The organism is Streptomyces sp. NBC_00310 (assembly GCF_036208085.1).
Classification (GTDB): domain Bacteria; phylum Actinomycetota; class Actinomycetes; order Streptomycetales; family Streptomycetaceae; genus Streptomyces.
In genome coordinates, this window is sequence record NZ_CP130714.1 from 3,267,353 (window position 1) to 3,283,170 (window position 15,818).

Genomic DNA, 15,818 nt, shown 5'->3' on the forward strand with positions numbered 1-15,818 from the left:
AGGCCGCACGGGCGATCAAGGTCGTACGGGCATGAGCCTAGCCGGAGTGCCTGGGAGAAGCGCCGGTCAGCCGGGGCGGGTTCCGTGCCGGGGCCGGTGGTGGGCGTACCAGTGCCGCCGTCCGACGGGACCGCACTTGCCGTGTCCACGACTACTCTGCCGAGGTGGCCGACGAGGAGGACAACGGGACCGACCCGATACGGCGCCGCACCTGGGCGGAGGCGGTGTCGGCGGAGCCGGTGGTGACCACCGTTCAGCTGGAACTCGTAGGGCTCGCTTTCTCCGGGCTCGTCGCCCTGGTGGGATGGCCGTTCGGGTGGCTGCCCGATCCCGGTCTCGTCGCGCTCATGACGGGCATCACCGCGTCGGGGCCCGCGGCCGAGCTGTATCGCGCGGGGCGCCCACCGCGGCGGCGCGCCGTCGTCTCCGCCCTCCTGGCGCCGCCAGCGGTGACCCCGCTCGTGGCCGCGGCGACGAACCGGGCCCTGCCCGCAGCGGCCGACCCGGGCATCGGTCTCGTCGTCGGCTATGTCGTGGCGCTGCCTGTGGGCGTGGCCGTGCTGGATCGGCTTCTCGGCGGCGCGAAGACCGGATGACCTCGGCGTGCGGAGCTCACCGAGGAACGGTGGGATGAGTTTCCGGGCCCTGCGGAGTCTGCCCTGTGACGACAGGTGAGACGTGACGCACAACAGGTACCGATAACCGCTGACAGGAAGTGACACCCCATGGCGAACACCAGTTCCCCGCAGACCCGGCTCGACCCCCGCTACAGCGATCCGGCCGCCGACGCGATCCCCTGGCCGGAGGCCGAGGCGCGGCTGTCCGACGCCGAGCTGTTCTGGATCTCGACGGTGCGGCCGGACGGGCGGCCGCATGTGACGCCGTTGCCCGCGGTGTGGTCGGAGGGGGCGCTGCACTTCTGTACGGGACCTGATGAGCGGAAGGCGAAGAACCTCGCGGCGAACCCGCAGGTCGTGCTGACGACCGGCACGAACACCTGGGACAGGGGCTACGACCTGGTGGTGGAGGGAGAGGCCGTACGCGTGTCGGATGACGGTCGGCTACGGGAACTGGCCGCCGCGTGGGAGGCGAAGTACGGCAGTTTCTGGCACTTCGAGGTGCGGGACGGGTGTTTTCAGCACGGTGCGGGGCGGGCTTTCGTGTTCTCGGTGGCGCCAGGCACGGTTTTCGGCTTCGGTAAGGGGGAGCCGTTCAGCCAGACGCGGTGGCGGTTCGGCTGATCCGGACAAGCGATACGACGTGGTGCACAGGCACTCCCGTCAACGGCGACCTGGAGGACCAGGGATGCAGTACACGCTCGAAGTGATTCCGCTGCCCGTGAGCGACATCGACCGGGCCCGGGACTTCTACCGGGACAAGGTCGGTTTCCATGTCGACATCGACCAGGAGGTCATGCCGGGCATGCGGATCGTCCAGCTGACTCCCCCGGGCTCCGGCTGTTCGGTCGCCCTGGGTGACGCCATCTGGGACATGGCCCAGGGCCCCAAGCCGGCCCCCGGCTCGTACCAGGGCCTCCAGCTCTGCGTCGCCGACATCAAGGCCGCCCACGCCGAACTCCTCGAACGCGGCCTCGACGTCTCCGAACCCGTCCAGTACGCCCCCGACGACGGCGCCACCTTCATGTACTTCAAGGACCCGGACGGCAACGGCTGGGCGATCCAGGAGTACCGGCGCAGGGTCGCGGAGCCGCTGCACCAGGTCCTGGCGGACCTGGCGAAGCAGCGGTAGGCGGTAGCAGGCAGCAGTGGCAAGCAGCAGCACGTAGTACCCGTAGTCCGCAGTACCCGTAGTCCGTCCGGACTACGGGTAGGAGCGGGCCGGTCTGGGGCCGTCGGCGAGATAATCGGCTCGCGGCCCCCGCGCAGCGGCTGGCAGGGTGCCGTGCATGGCGCCCCAGTACGAGATCCGTGCCGACTACGACGCTCGCACGATCGTGGTCTATCAGGCGTACCCGCCTGCCATCGCCGACGCGGCGCTGCGGGCCGGCCGCTTCGTCGAGCCGTTCTCGTTCCGTCGGATGACGTGGATCAAGCCGTCGTTCCTGTGGTTGATGCACCGCAGCAACTGGGCCCGCAAGCCCGGCCAGGAGCGGGTGCTGGCGGTGCGGATCACTCGGGAGGGCTGGGAGGAGGCGCTGTCGCAGGCCGTGCTGACGACGGCGGACCCGGCGGCCGTGGCCCGGGCCGCCGTCCACGTCCAGTGGGACCCGGAGCGCTCGGCGCGTGGGGCCGCGCTGAACCACTACAGCATCCAGGTCGGCATCGGCCGCCACCTGATCCGGACCTTCACCGACGACTGGACCGTCGGCCTCACCGACCTCACCCCCCACGTCCGCAAGGCCGCGGAACTGATGCGGACCGGCCGGACCGACAGGGCCCAGCGCCTGTTCCCCGCCGAGCGCGTCTACCCATTGCCCCCGGCACTGGACTGCCTACGCACTGCGCGATGAGCCACCCGCCCGGGACCGGTGACACCCGCAGTCGTCCAGGAACGGAGGAACGGATAGCGCGGTCGACGCCCGGGGCGGCCCCGCGAACCGCCGGCAAACGGAAGGGGAGCCCCAGGTGGGGCTCCCCATCTCTCATCGCCCGGCTGCGGGCGCCGGTCGTACGCATTGCAGATCGCGCTCATAGACGTCCCCCAGGACGTCGACGACCTGTATACGAACGTCGAGCCTGGACAGGCGTCCCGCGGCGTCGGGCCCCAAGGCCAGCACTTCCATGCCGTTTCGCGCATCAGTGGCCATGGGTAAGGACGCACCCGAGCCGATGTGCTGAAGGAAATAGTCCTGGTTCCAGGTGAGGCCGATTCCGTTCAGGACGTCGACGGCCTCATGCCAGGAAATCCAGTCGGCGGGGACGTTCCTCGCGCTCGGCTGCACTTGGTTGACCTCGATGCGGTAGAGCACGCTCCGCACCACAGAGCGGCCACCACCCCCATTGACGACCCGGACGGTTCGCTGCGATTCCGTGAGCGCGTCGCTCCCCCCTTTTCCGGCTGCCCAACTGAGCACGGGATGCATGGTGAGGGACAGCTGGGTGCGCGTCACCATGACGCCGACGAGCAGGGCGACGACGGCCGCACAGGTCGAGGATTCGAGCAGGGTGAAGCGCCACGGCCACTCGGCGCGCACACCCTTGTCCAGATTGGACTTCACCGTCTCCCAGACAAGGTCGACGCATACGACGCCCAGAAGCAGCCGTGGCAGAAGAAAGGTGCCGCGACTCGTGGAGACTCTTCGCTGATCCCACGGTGACACGTCCACTCATCCCCCAAGCTCCGCCCTCACTCGGGACCAATGATCCAGCGCGTCACGCCCGGTGAACAGGGAGCGGACGGACCGGCGGACGGCGGACCCACAGACGGCCCAGAGCCCGTGACACGCCGTGGGGCCGACGGCTCACAGCCGTCGGCCCCACGTGTCGTTCTGGCGGCACAGCGCTCTGACCTGCCCCTACAGCACCGGCAGGTTCTTCCGCAGCTCGAAGGCGGTCACCTCGGAGCGGTACTCCTCCCACTCCTGGCGCTTGTTGCGCAGGAAGAAGTCGAAGACGTGCTCGCCGAGGGTTTCGGCGACGAGGTCGCTGCGCTCCATGAGGGTCAGGGCCTCGCCGAGGTTCTGCGGGAGGGGCTCGATGCCCATCGCGCGGCGTTCCGCGTCAGAGAGGGCCCAGACGTCGTCCTCGGCGCCCGGCGGGAGTTCGTAGCCCTCCTCGATGCCCTTGAGGCCGGCGGCCAGGAGCATCGCGTAGGCCAGGTAGGGGTTCGCGCCGGAGTCCAGGGAGCGGACCTCGACCCGTGCCGAGCCCGTCTTGCCGGGCTTGTACATGGGGACGCGGACCAGGGCGGAGCGGTTGTTGTGGCCCCAGCAGATGTACGAGGGGGCCTCGCCGCCGGCGCCGGCGGTGCGCTCGGAGCCGCCCCAGATGCGCTTGTAGGAGTTGACCCACTGGTTGGTCACGGCGGCGATCTCCGCGGCGTGCTTCAGCAGGCCCGCGATGAAGGAACGGCCGACCTTCGAGAGCTGGTACTCCGCGCCCGACTCGTAGAACGCGTTCCGGTCGCCCTCGAAGAGGGAGAGGTGCGTGTGCATGCCCGAGCCGGGGTGCTCGCTGAACGGCTTCGGCATGAACGTCGCCTGGACGCCCTGCTCCAGCGCCACCTGCTTCATGACCAGGCGGAACGTCATGATGTTGTCCGCCGTGGAGAGCGCGTCGGCGTAGCGGAGGTCGATCTCCTGCTGGCCCGGGGCGCCCTCGTGGTGGGAGAACTCGACCGAGATGCCCATGGACTCCAGCATGGTGATCGCCTGGCGGCGGAAGTCCATGCCGACGTTCTGGGGGGTGTGGTCGAAGTAGCCGGAGTTGTCCGCCGGGGTCGGGCGGGAGCCGTCCGTCGGCTTGTCCTTCAGGAGGAAGAACTCGATCTCGGGGTGGGTGTAGAAGGTGAAGCCCAGGTCGGAGGTCTTGGCCAGGGCACGCTTGAGGACGTAGCGCGGGTCCGCGAAGGACGGGGAGCCGTCCGGCATGAGGATGTCGCAGAACATCCGGGCGGTGCCGGGGGCCTCGGCGCGCCAGGGCAGGACCTGGAAGGTCGACGGGTCCGGCTTGGCGATCATGTCGGATTCGTACACCCGGGCGAAGCCCTCGATGGCCGAGCCGTCGAAGCCGATGCCCTCGTCAAACGCCTGTTCCAGCTCGGCGGGGGCCACGGCGACGGACTTCAGGAAGCCCAGCACGTCCGTGAACCACAGGCGTACGAAACGGATGTCGCGCTCCTCCAACGTACGGAGCACGAACTCCTGCTGCTTGTCCATCTTCCGCTTCCACCCATTCCTTGCTGGTCAGGCCGCCTTGCTCCCGGGCTGCGGGAGGCGGTCGGGCACCTGAGCATCCCACCACAACACCATTTCATGCGCGTTGCGCACCTTGATCGGCAAACCGACCTCCAGTCGAACGCCCGGCATACGGCAGATGGACCACCCGCTCCGCAGGTGGACCGCTCGCTCCGCCGCTCAACCGCTCTGCCGCCCATCTTGCCTGCTCGCGCCGACATCCGTAACGCCGGAGTCGACCGACTTCCGTCACTCCGCGTGGTCCGACGGCCGTCGGCGTCCGTCGGGGTCCGTCACACCGGCCCCGAAACCGGGGCGGCGCCCGTGGCCGGGGGGCAGCATGGGAGGCGGGATCCCTCGTTTACGAGAGGGAGCGGATCAACTTACGATCAGCTGATCCGACCGTCCCATCCGACCCATCCCCCACTAAGGACACATCCCATGGCCGCCAAGACCAACAGCAGCGGGGACCGCAAGGCGCGCATCGAGGCGATGCGCCGTGCCGAGCGCTCCCGCGAGCGCCGGACCCGGATCCTCACGATCGGCGCCAGCGTGCTGATAGTCGCCGGCCTCGTCGTGGGCGGGACGGTCCTGATCCGCTCGCAGTCCGACGACAGCGACAGCAGCAGCACCGCGAGCGACTCCAAGTCCACGGGCAAGTGGAAGACCGGGTCGGACGGGGTCAAGACCTGGAGCACCAAGCTCACCCAGAACCACGTCACCAAGTCCGTGACGTACCCGATGGAGCCGCCGGTGGGCGGCGACCACAACCCGGTCTGGCAGAACTGCAACGGCGACGTCTACGACAACGCGATCAAGAACGAGAACGCCGTGCACTCGCTGGAGCACGGCGCGGTGTGGGTGACGTACAACAGCAAGGCCTCCGACGCCGACGTAAAGGCCCTCGCGGAGAAGGTCAAGAAGACCCCGTACACGCTGATGAGCCCGGTCGACGACCAGAAGGACCCGATCATGCTCAGCGCGTGGGGCCACCAGCGCACGGTGACGAGCGCGACCGACCCGAACGTCGGCAAGTTCTTGGAGACGTACGTCCAGGGCGAGCAGACGCCCGAGCCGGGTGCAGCGTGCACCAACGGCGTCTCCTGACGACGGCGGCACTGGCACAGTGGGACGTATGAAGCACATCGGTTGGATCGCCTCCGGGGCCGCGGTGGTACTCGTCGCGGCCGGGGCGATCACGTACGCGGTCGCCGACGGCGACGAGCCCGGACTGAAGGCCCCCGCCGCCGACTCCGCCGACGCGGGGTTCGCCCGGGACATGGCCGTCCATCACCAGCAGGCCGTCGAGATGTCGTACATCGTGCGCGACCGGACGGACGACGAGGAGGTCCGGCGGCTCGCGTACGACATCGCGCAGACGCAGGCCAACCAGCGCGGCATGATGATCGGCTGGCTCGATCTGTGGGGCCTGCCGAAGGTGTCGTCGCAGGAGCCGATGGCTTGGATGGGCATGGGCGACATGGCCTCCGGCGAGGACGGTTCGCTGATGCCGGGCATGGCCACCAATGCCGAGATGGAGAAGCTCGGCAAGCTCAACGGCAAGCAGGCCGAGATCTTCTTCCTCCAGTTGATGACCGACCATCACAAGGGCGGCGTCCACATGGCGGAGGGCTGTGTCTCCCAGTGCACGGTCGGCGTGGAGAAGAAGCTCGCCCAGGGCATGGTCAACGCCCAGGAGTCCGAGATCTCGTTGATGACGGGGATGCTCAAGGAACGTGGGGCCGCGCCGCGGTAGTCCACCTCCCGGCGTGATCCGTCACCTCTGAGGCCCGCCCAGGGGCGTGTGCCGCGATTCCCTCGCGCATGCGGCCTTGGGGCTTCCCGCGTTCGCCGGTGGGCCTCTCGGCCCAGCCATGCCCCTCGCTCCAAACGTGGGGCGCCCCACACCCCATTGCGTCGCTCTGACGATTACACTGGCCCCGTGCCTCAACTTCGTCTCGCTTTGAATCAGATCGACTCGACGGTCGGCGATCTCGCCGGGAACGCCGAGGCGGTGGTCCGCTGGACCCGGCACTCCGCCGAGCAGGGAGCGCATCTGGTGGCGTTCCCGGAGATGGTGCTGACCGGGTACCCCGTCGAGGACCTGGCGCTGCGCCAGTCCTTCGTGGAGGCCTCCCGCTCCGCGCTGAAGGCGCTCGCCGCGCGGCTCGCCGACGAGGGCTTCGGGGAGCTGCCGGTGATCCTCGGCTACCTCGACCGCACCGAGTCCGCCGCGCCGAAGTACGGCCAGCCGGCGGGGGCCCCGCGGAACGCGGGCGCGGTGCTGTACCGGGGCGAGGTGGCGCTCACCTACGCCAAGCACCACCTCCCCAACTACGGCGTGTTCGACGAGTTCCGCTACTTCGTGCCCGGCGACACCATGCCGGTCGTGCGGCTGCACGGCGTCGACATCGCCCTCGCCATCTGCGAGGACCTCTGGCAGGACGGCGGCCGCGTCCCGGCGGCCCGGTCCGCCGGGGCGGGGCTGCTGCTCTCCATCAACGCCTCGCCGTACGAGCGCGACAAGGACGACACCCGCCTGGAACTGGTCCGCAAGCGCGCCCAGGAGGCCGGCTGCACGACCGCGTATCTGGCGATGATCGGCGGGCAGGACGAGCTGGTCTTCGACGGCGACTCGATCGTCGTCGACAAGCACGGCGAAGTGGTCGCGCGGGCGCCGCAGTTCGCGGAGGGGTGCGTGGTCCTCGACCTCGACCTCCCGACGGCGGCCGCCGCCCCCGTGACCGGTGTCGTCGACGACGGGCTGCGCGTCGACCGGCTCGTGATCTCCGAGGAGCCACTGCCCGCGTACGAGCCCGAGCTGACCGGCGGGTACGCGGAGCGCCTCGACGACGACGAGGAGGTCTACTCGGCGCTGGTCGTCGGCCTGCGGGCGTACGCGGCGAAGAACGGCTTCCAGTCCGTCCTGATCGGCCTCTCCGGCGGTATCGACTCGGCGCTCGTCGCGGCCATCGCGTGCGACGCGCTGGGCGCGCAGAACGTGTACGGCGTGTCCATGCCGTCGAAGTACTCGTCGGACCACTCCAAGGGCGACGCGGCGGAGCTGGCACGCCGGACGGGCCTCAACTTCCGCACGATCTCGATCGCGCCGATGTTCGACGCGTACATGGCGTCGACGGAGCTGACGGGCCTGGCCGAGGAGAACCTCCAGTCACGTCTGCGCGGCACGCTGCTGATGGCGATCTCCAACCAGGAGGGCCACATCGTGCTGGCGCCCGGCAACAAGTCGGAGCTGGCGGTGGGGTATTCGACGCTGTACGGCGACTCGGTGGGCGCGTACGGCCCCATCAAGGACGTGTACAAGACGTCGATCTTCCGGCTCGCCGAGTGGCGCAACCGGGCGGCGGAGGAGCGGGGCCAGACCCCGCCGATCCCGGAGAACTCGATCTCCAAGCCGCCGAGCGCGGAACTCCGCCCCGGCCAGGTCGACACCGACTCCCTCCCGGACTACCCGGTCCTGGACGCGATCCTGGAGCTCTACGTCGACCGCGACCAGGGTGCCGACGCGATCGTCGCCGCCGGGTTCGACCGGGAGCTGGTGAGCAGGACCCTGCGGATGGTCGACACCGCGGAGTACAAGCGGCGCCAGTACCCGCCGGGGACGAAGATCTCGCCGAAGGGCTTCGGCAAGGACCGCCGACTGCCGATCACGAATCGGTGGCGGGAGCAGGCGTAGCGGCAGCGCGGGTCACGGCTCGGTGGGGTGCCGTCCCGCCGAGCCGACCTTGCCGCGCGCAGGGCTGCCGGCGAAACGTGCCTGGCTGCCCGGACGAACGCGCAGGGCTGGCCGAGCACATGCGCGAAGTCTCAGTGCCCAGCGCCCGACGCAACCTCGACAGCGCCGGGCGGGGTTGACCCGGGGACGGGCGCCTCGGACGCCGCCTGCTCGACGGCTGGCGGCTCGGGCGCGGTGAGCGGTGTGGGGGACGGAGTTCGGTAGGCGCGGAGAGGGGTGTTGGTCGCAGCCACGGCGGCGATGACCAGAGTGGCGGTGAGGCCCCCGGCGACCAGGGCGAAGGGGGCCGAGGTAGCCGACGCCAGGAGGCCGCCGCGAAAGTTGCCGATTTCGGGGCCCGCTACGCCGATGACGTGGTCCACGGAGGAGACCCGTCCCCTGTAGGCATCCGGGGTCTCGAACTGGACCAGGGCACTGCGGGTGATCACGGACACGGTGTCGGCGGCGCCGGCCACGGCCAGGCAGCCGAGTGCCGACCACAGCGACCCGGCCAGGCCGAAGCCGGCCAGCGCCAGGCCCCAGACGCCGGCCGCGGCCAGCTGGACAAGGCCGCTGCGGCGCAGGCGGGTGACCGTGCCGGAGAGCAGGCCTGCCGTGAGCCCTCCGACCGCGACGGCCGAGAGGAACAGGCCGAGGGTCTGCGGGTCACCGCCGAAGCGAATCTCGTTGACCAGCGGGAAGAGTGCGATGGGCATCGCGAGCAGCGTCGCGGCCAGGTCGGTGGCCATCGAGCCCCACAGCGTCGGGCGGCGCAGGACGATTCGCCAGCCTCCGCGCTCCGGCCAGCGCCCGGCACTCTTCGCGTCGGTGCGCTCAGGTGTCATGGCCGGGAGTCGGAGCACCCCGAGCAGCGAGACCGCGACGGCCACGGCCTGTGCGGCGTAGGCGGCGGAGAAGTCCCAGCGGGCGATGATCAGCCCGGCCAACGCGGGCCCGGCCAGCATCGCCATCTGGAATGAGACGTTGGTCAGCGCGAGACCGGCCGCAACCTGGTCGGCCGGGAGCAGCCGGACCGGGAAGGTTCGGCGGGCGGGGGCGCCGAGCGCGTTGCAGGCGGCCCCTACGGCGACTAGGCCGAGTAGCAGCAGTACATTCCGGTTGTCGGCCAGAGCCTGGGCACACAGTCCTACGGCGGCCAGCAGTTGACCCACGGTGGTGGCCCACACCACTGCACGGCGATCCACGGCGTCAGCCAACGTGCCGCCCAGTAACCCGAACAGCACGATCGGCAAGCCAGTGGCGAACCCGATGGCTCCGGTGCCCACGGGACTGCCGGTCAGGTCCCAGACCTGAGCCAGCACCGCCACGGCTGCCATCTGGCCTCCGAGTTGGGCGGCCGACGTGCCGATCCACAGATTGCGGAACGGAAGGCTGCCGCGCAGCGGGCGGGTGTCGAGAAGCCGGACCCGTAACCTCATCGCGGCGGCTCGACGAGATGGTGGAGGATGCGCTGCGTCATCGACCGGTGCTCCAGGGCCCGCCGCACCTCGTCGACGACGGTGGTCAGGGCGTACGGAATCTCCGCGTCCAGTTCGGCGACCGTCGCGTGGGTGGCGCGCCACTCGGCCTCGAGAAACGGCACCAGCGACCGGCCGCGCTCGGTCAGTTCGATCCGCCGGGTGCGGGCGTCGGGCCCCGGCTCGGAGGTGACCAGGCCCTCCTTGCGCATGGCGGTGACGGTCTGGCTGATCGCGGAGTGCGAGCGGCCCAGGGACTCCGCGAGCTCACGGATGGTCAGTGGCCCGGTATGGGCGAGCCGGATCAGCGGATAGGCGAATCTCGGCCGCACCCCTTCGATGCCGCGTTCGACGTAGACCTGCTCGATCTCGGCGTCCATGGTGGCCAGCAGTTCGTGCAGCGATTGCCAGGGATCGGGCACCGCCGTGGGGTCAGAGAATGTCACAGCGCTAATATAACAGCGCTGTGACAAATGGCTACGGCCGACGCCGTTCCAGCCAGCCGTGCATAACGGCCCTCGGCGTTCGCCGCAGTGGGTGGGCAATCGTGGGAGTGCGAGCACTTGTTCCCATAACCGGGACCACGAATCGCTACAGACGGCGGGCTCCGCCGGCCGGACCCTGCCGCGACGCGAGGAACGAGTGACTCTCCCCGTCGAGCGGGACCACCCGAGGGTGCGGGCGCTGCACGAGTCCTGGGGCTACGAGTGGTTCGGCGAGGTACTGCCGTTCCCGGACTCCCCGCTGTTACGACGCCATGGTGTCGGAGCTGCACTGAAGGGCGTCGCTCGCCTCAGACCCGTACCGTCTCCGACTCCCCCGGTACATGCGACGCCACCACACGCCCACGGCTCTGGCCGGTCCGCGGCGGAGCGGTGGTGGCGCGGCGGGTGTCGACCGTGTAGGCCACGCCCGCGACCGCCAGGCCGACGACCGCGAGGCCCGCGCCGACGACCGCCGGGGCGGTGGCGCCGAGGCCGGCTGCCAGGGCGAGGCCGCCGATCCAGGCGCCGCCGGCGTTGGCGAGGTTGAAGGCGGCCTGGTTGGCGGAGGAGGCGAGGGAGGGGGCGGTGGCGGCCTTCTCCATGACCATCAACTGGAGGGGGGAGCCGGTGGCGAAGGCGGCGGTGCCGAGGAGGAGGACGGCCAGGGCCGCGCTCCACTGGGCGGACATGAGGACCGGGAAGAGCGCGAGCACCACGATCAGGGATGCCAGGCCGCCGAAGAGGGTGCCCCGCAGGGAGTGGTCGGCGAGGCGGCCGCCGGCCAGGTTTCCGATGGTCGCGCCCACGCCGAACAGCGCGAGCAGCAGGGTGACGCTGGTCCCGGCGAACCCGGCGGAGTGCGTGAGCATCGGCGTGATGTAGCTGTAGGCGGAGAAGAGCGCGCCGAAGCCGGCGACGGTCGTGCCGAGGGCGAGCCAGACGGGCAGTGAGCGCAGGGCGCCCAGTTCGCCGCGCAGACCGGCCGTCGGCGCGGCCGCGCGGTCGTGCGGCAGCAGCAGCGCCAGGGAGGCGATCGCCGCCAGTCCGATCGCGCTCACGCCGAGGAAGGTGATCCTCCAGCCGAAGTGCTGGCCCACGAGGGTCGCGACGGGCACACCGGCGACGTTGGCGATCGTCAGCCCCAGGAACATCAGCGAGACCGAGCGGGCCTTGCGCTCCGGCGCCACGAGGCCGGTCGCGACAACCGCGCCGACACCGAAGAAGGCGCCGTGCGGCAGACCGCTGAGGAAGCGGGCGGCGAGCAGCCAGTGCTCGTCGGGGGCGAGGGCGGACAGCGCGTTGCCGGCGACGAAGAGGGCCATCAGCCCGATCAGAACCTTGCGGCGGGGCAGGCGGGAGGTGACCGCGGCGAGCAGCGGGGCGCCGATGACGACGCCCAGCGCGTACGCGGAGACCAGGTGACCGGCGGCGGGGATCGAGATGCCGAGGTCGTCGGCGACCTCGGGGAGGAGGCCCATGATGACGAACTCGGTCGTGCCGATTCCGAAGGCGCCTACGGCGAGAGCGAGCAGGGCCAAGGGCATGGCGGAGAGACCTTTCAAAGACTGCAGGAGGGCAGGGGGAGGGGAATCCGATTCGGTTCCATCGTATGTTCACTGACGGAACAAACTCGAACCCGGGCCCTATTCCCTCCGCGCCCCCGACCGTCCCACCAGCTCCGTCAGCCCCCGGACGTGTCGATCGTCACCCGCGCCGCCACCGGAAGATGGTCGCTGCCCGTCTCCGGCAGGGTCCACGAGGCCGTCGGCTCCATGCCCCGGACCATGATCTGGTCGATCCGTGCCAACGGGAACGTCGCGGGCCAGCTGAAGCCGAAGCCGCTGCCCGCGGCGCCCTGGGTGGAGCGCATCTGGGCGGTGACGGCGTTCAGGGCGCGGTCGTTCATCGTGCCGTTGAGGTCGCCGAGGAGGGCGACCTGCTCGATCGGCTCGTCGGCGATGGCCTCGCCGAGGGCGTTGGCGCTCTTGTCGCGCTGGCGGGCGGTGAACCCGGCCTCCAGCTTCACCCGCACCGAGGGCAGATGGGCGACGTACACGGCGACCGGCCCGTCCGGCGAGGCCACCGTCGAGCGCATCGCGCGCTCCCAGCCGAGCTTGATGTCGACGGGCTTGGTGTCGCTCATCCGGTACTTGCTCCACAGCCCGACGGTGCCGACGACCTCGTGGTACGGGTACGTCGCGGCCAGGGCCTTCTCGTACACCGGCATCGCGCTCTCGGTCAGTTCCTCCAGCGCCACCACGTCCGCGCCGGACGCGGCGACCTCGCCGGCCGTGCCGGACGGGTCGGCGTTGTCCGCGTTCACGTTGTGGGTGACGACGGTGAAGTCACCGCCGCCGCCGGTCTTGCTGGTGACCAGTCCGCCGAAGAGGTTCAGCCAGACGACCGTGGGCACCAGCAGCGCGATGAGCGCGGTCGCCGACCTGCGGACCAGCGCGAGGACGAGCAGCAGCGGGATGGCGACGCCCAGCCAGGGCAGGAACGTCTCGGTCAGGCTGCCGAGGTTGCCGACGGCGTTCGGGACTTGGGCGTGCAGCACCATCAACAGGGCGACGAGGACCGCGAGGACGGCGAGGACGATGCCGCGCCGCCAGATCCGCCGGTCCCCTCTCCAGCCGCCGAAGAGACGGCTCAGCAGGCGCCGAAGCCGGGATTGTTCGCGGCCCTGACCCATGCCGCCGCCGCCCGTCTCCGTCATGTACGCCTGCGCCATACCGTCCTCACAACCTGCCGTGCGCTTCGTCCCCCGCGCCTAAAGACCCTAGGGGATGATCGCCGTCGATCCTGCCGCCACATGGCGGCCGTACGGGCACGAGGACGAACAACCCGCTGTTCGGAGTTCCGAACCGGCGGACAGGTCCCGACGTCTGTAACGAAACGCGCACATCGCTGTGACTCACTTCGCAGGAGGACGAAGACCTTCGAGCACGGTGTCGACGATGGTCTCCGCGAGATCCTCGGGGAGGGAGGCGTCCGGGCGCATGACGGTGCGGACGAGCATGGGGCCGAAGACCAGGTCGCCGGCGAGGTCGATGTCCACGTCGGCGCGGAGTTCGCCGTTGTCCCGGCCTCGGCGCAGGACTTCGGCGAGGGCCCGGCGGCGGGGGGCGACGACGTCCGCGTGGTAGGCGTCCCAGATCTTGGGGCTGCTCTTCATCTGGGCGATGACGTTGTGCAGGATCGCCGACGGCCGGTTGAGCAGCCCGCGTCGGCGGGCCGCCTCCATGAGGACGACCAGGTCGTCGCGCATCGAGGTGCCGGGCAGTTCGGGGTCCGGGGGCTCCGCGGCGCGCAGTACGTCGGCGAAGAGCGCCTCCTTGCCGCTCCAGCGGCGGTAGATGGTCGCCTTGCCGACGCCGGCGGTGCGGGCCACCCGTTCGATCGACAACTCCGAGAGCGGCACGCCCTCTTCGAGGAGTTTCATCACGCCCTCGACGATGGACCGCTCCACGGCCTCGCTGCGGGGCCGTCCGCGCACGGGACTCCCGTCCCGTACCCGCCCGTCTCCGGCGTGGCTCTCGGCGAGGCTCAAGGTCGACTCCGTCTCTGTCGTTCTCCGGTGTCCGGCGCTGTCGTGCTCCGGTGTCCGGGGTGATTCTCTCCCGCGTACGGCAGTGGGGTGCCGTACGCGGGCGCCGGTCAGTGGTCGGCGACCGCCAACTCCGTTTCCTCCTTGCCCTCGTGACCGCCCTTCTGCCGTCCCGGCAGGAACACCGCCATGGCCACCGCGCCGATCAGGGCGATGCCGGCCCCGCACAGGGCGGTCACGTGCATGGCGTGCAGGAAGGCGTCGTGGGCCGGGCCGACCAGGGCCTCGCCCCGTTCGCCGAGGCGGGCGGCGAGGCCGAGGGTGGCCTCGATGGACTCGGCGGCGGCGTGCGGGGCGCCGGCGGGCAACTTGTCCTCGATGCCGCTCCGGTAGGCGGTGGAGAGCACCGAGCCGAGGACGGCGATACCGAGGGCGCCGCCGACCTGGCGGAAGGTGTTGCTGAGGGCGGACGCGGAGCCGGCCTTCTCGCGGGGCAGCGCCTGCATGATGACGACGCTCAGCGGGGTCATCACGTGCGCCATGCCCATGCCCATGAAGAAGAAGATCACTTCGAGGATCCAGATCGGTGTGTCCGCGTCCAGTACGGCGAACGCGGCCAGCATTCCGGCGATCAGCACCATGCCCGCCGTGCACACCGCGCTGTTGCCGAAGCGGTCGACGACGAGGCGGGCGCGCGGCGCGAAGACGAGCTGCGCGACGGCCAGCGGCAGCATCAACAGGCCGGTCTGGAGCGGGGAGTAGCCGCGTACGGTCTGGGTGTAGAAGACGGAGAAGAAGGTCACGCCCATCAGTGCGAAGAAGACCAGACCGATGACGCCGATGGCGGTCGAGAAGACCTTGTTCTTGAAGAACGTCATGTCGATGGAGGGGTGGTCGCTGCGCTTCTCGAAGACCACGAAGGCGGCGAGGACCGCGAGCCCGGCCGCGATGGTCCCGAGGACGGTGACGTCGGTGAAGTCGGCGAGCTGGCCGCCGCGGATGATGCCGTAGACGAGGAGCACGAGGCCGACGACGGAGAGCACGACGCCGACGGGGTCGATGCGGCCGGGGTGGGGGTCGCGCGAGTCGGGCACCAGCCACATCATCAGGCCGAGCGCGAGGACGACGATCGGGACGTTGATCAGGAAGACCGAGCCCCACCAGAAGTGGTCGAGGAGGAGGCCGCCGGTGATCGGGCCGATGGCGATGGCGAGGCCGACGCCGCCCGCCCAGATGCCGATGGCCTTCGGCTGTTCGTCGCGCTCGAAGACGTTCATGAGGACGGCGAGGGTGGCGGGCATCACGAAGGCGGCACCGAGGCCCATCACCGCGCGGAAGACGATCAGCTCGGCCGGGGAGCCCGACATGGCGGCGAGGGCCGAGCCGACACCGAACACGACGAGCCCGCCGAGCAGGACCTTCTTGCGGCCGAGGCGGTCGCCGAGGAGGCCCGCGGAGAACAGCAGCCCCGCGAAGACGAGCGTGTAGGCGTTGATCGCCCACTCCAGCTCGCTCTGGGTGGCGCCGAGGCCGGTGGGCGCCGGGGTGGAGATGGTCTTGATGGCGACGTTGAGGATCGAGTTGTCGAGCACCACGATCAGCAGGCTCAGCATCAGCACACCGAGGATCGCCCAGCGGCGCCGATGCACCGCCGCCGGTATTCGGGAGTCAGGGACTGCGGTAGTCATGTCGTGAGCCTAGACCTATTTCGATACGG

Annotated in this window: 15 protein-coding genes; 7 read left to right on the plus strand and 8 right to left on the minus strand. The window is 70.2% G+C overall.

Annotated features, from left to right (window positions below; genetic code table 11):
* Positions 1 to 164: 164 nt before the first annotated feature.
* The 4 genes from OG202_RS14380 (at position 165) to OG202_RS14395 (ending at position 2,470) form a co-directional block, all read left to right on the plus strand.
* Complete coding sequence (locus OG202_RS14380) at positions 165 to 596, plus strand: hypothetical protein (RefSeq protein WP_327730086.1); 432 nt, start codon at positions 165 to 167, stop codon at positions 594 to 596.
* A gap of 129 nt (positions 597 to 725) precedes the next feature.
* Complete coding sequence (locus OG202_RS14385) at positions 726 to 1,241, plus strand: pyridoxamine 5'-phosphate oxidase family protein (RefSeq protein WP_327730085.1); 516 nt, start codon at positions 726 to 728, stop codon at positions 1,239 to 1,241.
* A 64-nt stretch (positions 1,242 to 1,305) separates the two neighbouring features.
* A complete protein-coding gene (locus tag OG202_RS14390) occupies positions 1,306 to 1,749 on the plus strand; it encodes a VOC family protein (RefSeq protein ID WP_326583284.1) in 444 nt (147 codons plus the stop codon).
* A 157-nt stretch (positions 1,750 to 1,906) separates the two neighbouring features.
* Entirely contained in the window at positions 1,907 to 2,470 is a 564-nt protein-coding gene (locus tag OG202_RS14395) for a DUF4291 domain-containing protein (RefSeq protein ID WP_328222831.1), read from the plus strand.
* Between the two features lie 132 nt (positions 2,471 to 2,602).
* Here OG202_RS14395 and OG202_RS14400 read toward each other — a convergent pair whose 3' ends face one another.
* Both OG202_RS14400 and OG202_RS14405 read right to left on the minus strand, forming a co-directional pair.
* Complete coding sequence (locus tag OG202_RS14400) at positions 2,603 to 3,178, minus strand: hypothetical protein (RefSeq protein WP_327730083.1); 576 nt, start codon at positions 3,176 to 3,178, stop codon at positions 2,603 to 2,605.
* Between the two features lie 297 nt (positions 3,179 to 3,475).
* Entirely contained in the window at positions 3,476 to 4,837 is a 1,362-nt protein-coding gene (locus OG202_RS14405; protein WP_326583281.1) for a glutamine synthetase family protein, read from the minus strand.
* Positions 4,838 to 5,296: 459 nt separating this feature from the next.
* On the opposite strand from OG202_RS14405, the gene OG202_RS14410 reads away from it, so the two are divergent.
* The 3 genes from OG202_RS14410 to OG202_RS14420 all read left to right on the plus strand — a co-directional run bounded on the left by OG202_RS14410 (position 5,297) and on the right by OG202_RS14420 (position 8,552).
* Complete coding sequence (locus OG202_RS14410; RefSeq protein WP_328222832.1) at positions 5,297 to 5,962, plus strand: DUF3105 domain-containing protein; 666 nt, start codon at positions 5,297 to 5,299, stop codon at positions 5,960 to 5,962.
* A 28-nt stretch (positions 5,963 to 5,990) separates the two neighbouring features.
* Positions 5,991 to 6,611, plus strand: a complete 621-nt coding sequence (locus OG202_RS14415; RefSeq protein WP_326583279.1) for a DUF305 domain-containing protein — start codon at positions 5,991 to 5,993, stop codon at positions 6,609 to 6,611.
* Positions 6,612 to 6,797: 186 nt separating this feature from the next.
* A complete protein-coding gene (locus OG202_RS14420; protein WP_326583278.1) occupies positions 6,798 to 8,552 on the plus strand; it encodes an NAD+ synthase in 1,755 nt (584 codons plus the stop codon).
* Positions 8,553 to 8,683: 131 nt separating this feature from the next.
* Here the strand turns inward: OG202_RS14420 and OG202_RS14425 are convergent, their stop codons facing one another.
* The 6 genes from OG202_RS14425 to OG202_RS14450 all read right to left on the minus strand — a co-directional run bounded on the left by OG202_RS14425 (position 8,684) and on the right by OG202_RS14450 (position 15,789).
* On the minus strand, positions 8,684 to 10,030 hold the full coding sequence (locus OG202_RS14425; protein WP_328222833.1) for an MFS transporter: 1,347 nt from the start codon (positions 10,028 to 10,030) through the stop codon (positions 8,684 to 8,686).
* Entirely contained in the window at positions 10,027 to 10,515 is a 489-nt protein-coding gene (locus OG202_RS14430) for a MarR family winged helix-turn-helix transcriptional regulator (RefSeq protein ID WP_327730080.1), read from the minus strand. The genes OG202_RS14425 and OG202_RS14430 overlap by 4 nt, the downstream gene beginning before the upstream one ends.
* A 347-nt stretch (positions 10,516 to 10,862) precedes the next feature.
* Entirely contained in the window at positions 10,863 to 12,098 is a 1,236-nt protein-coding gene (locus OG202_RS14435; protein ID WP_328222834.1) for an MFS transporter, read from the minus strand.
* Between the two features lie 137 nt (positions 12,099 to 12,235).
* Positions 12,236 to 13,285 (minus strand): endonuclease/exonuclease/phosphatase family protein, encoded by a 1,050-nt coding sequence (locus OG202_RS14440; RefSeq protein WP_328222835.1) that lies wholly within the window; start codon positions 13,283 to 13,285, stop codon positions 12,236 to 12,238.
* A 183-nt stretch (positions 13,286 to 13,468) separates the two neighbouring features.
* A complete protein-coding gene (locus OG202_RS14445; protein WP_327730077.1) occupies positions 13,469 to 14,104 on the minus strand; it encodes a TetR/AcrR family transcriptional regulator in 636 nt (211 codons plus the stop codon).
* Positions 14,105 to 14,211: 107 nt separating this feature from the next.
* Positions 14,212 to 15,789: an MFS transporter gene (locus OG202_RS14450; protein WP_326583274.1), complete on the minus strand. Its 1,578-nt coding sequence runs from the start codon at positions 15,787 to 15,789 to the stop codon at positions 14,212 to 14,214.
* Between the last annotated feature and the right edge of the window lie 29 nt (positions 15,790 to 15,818).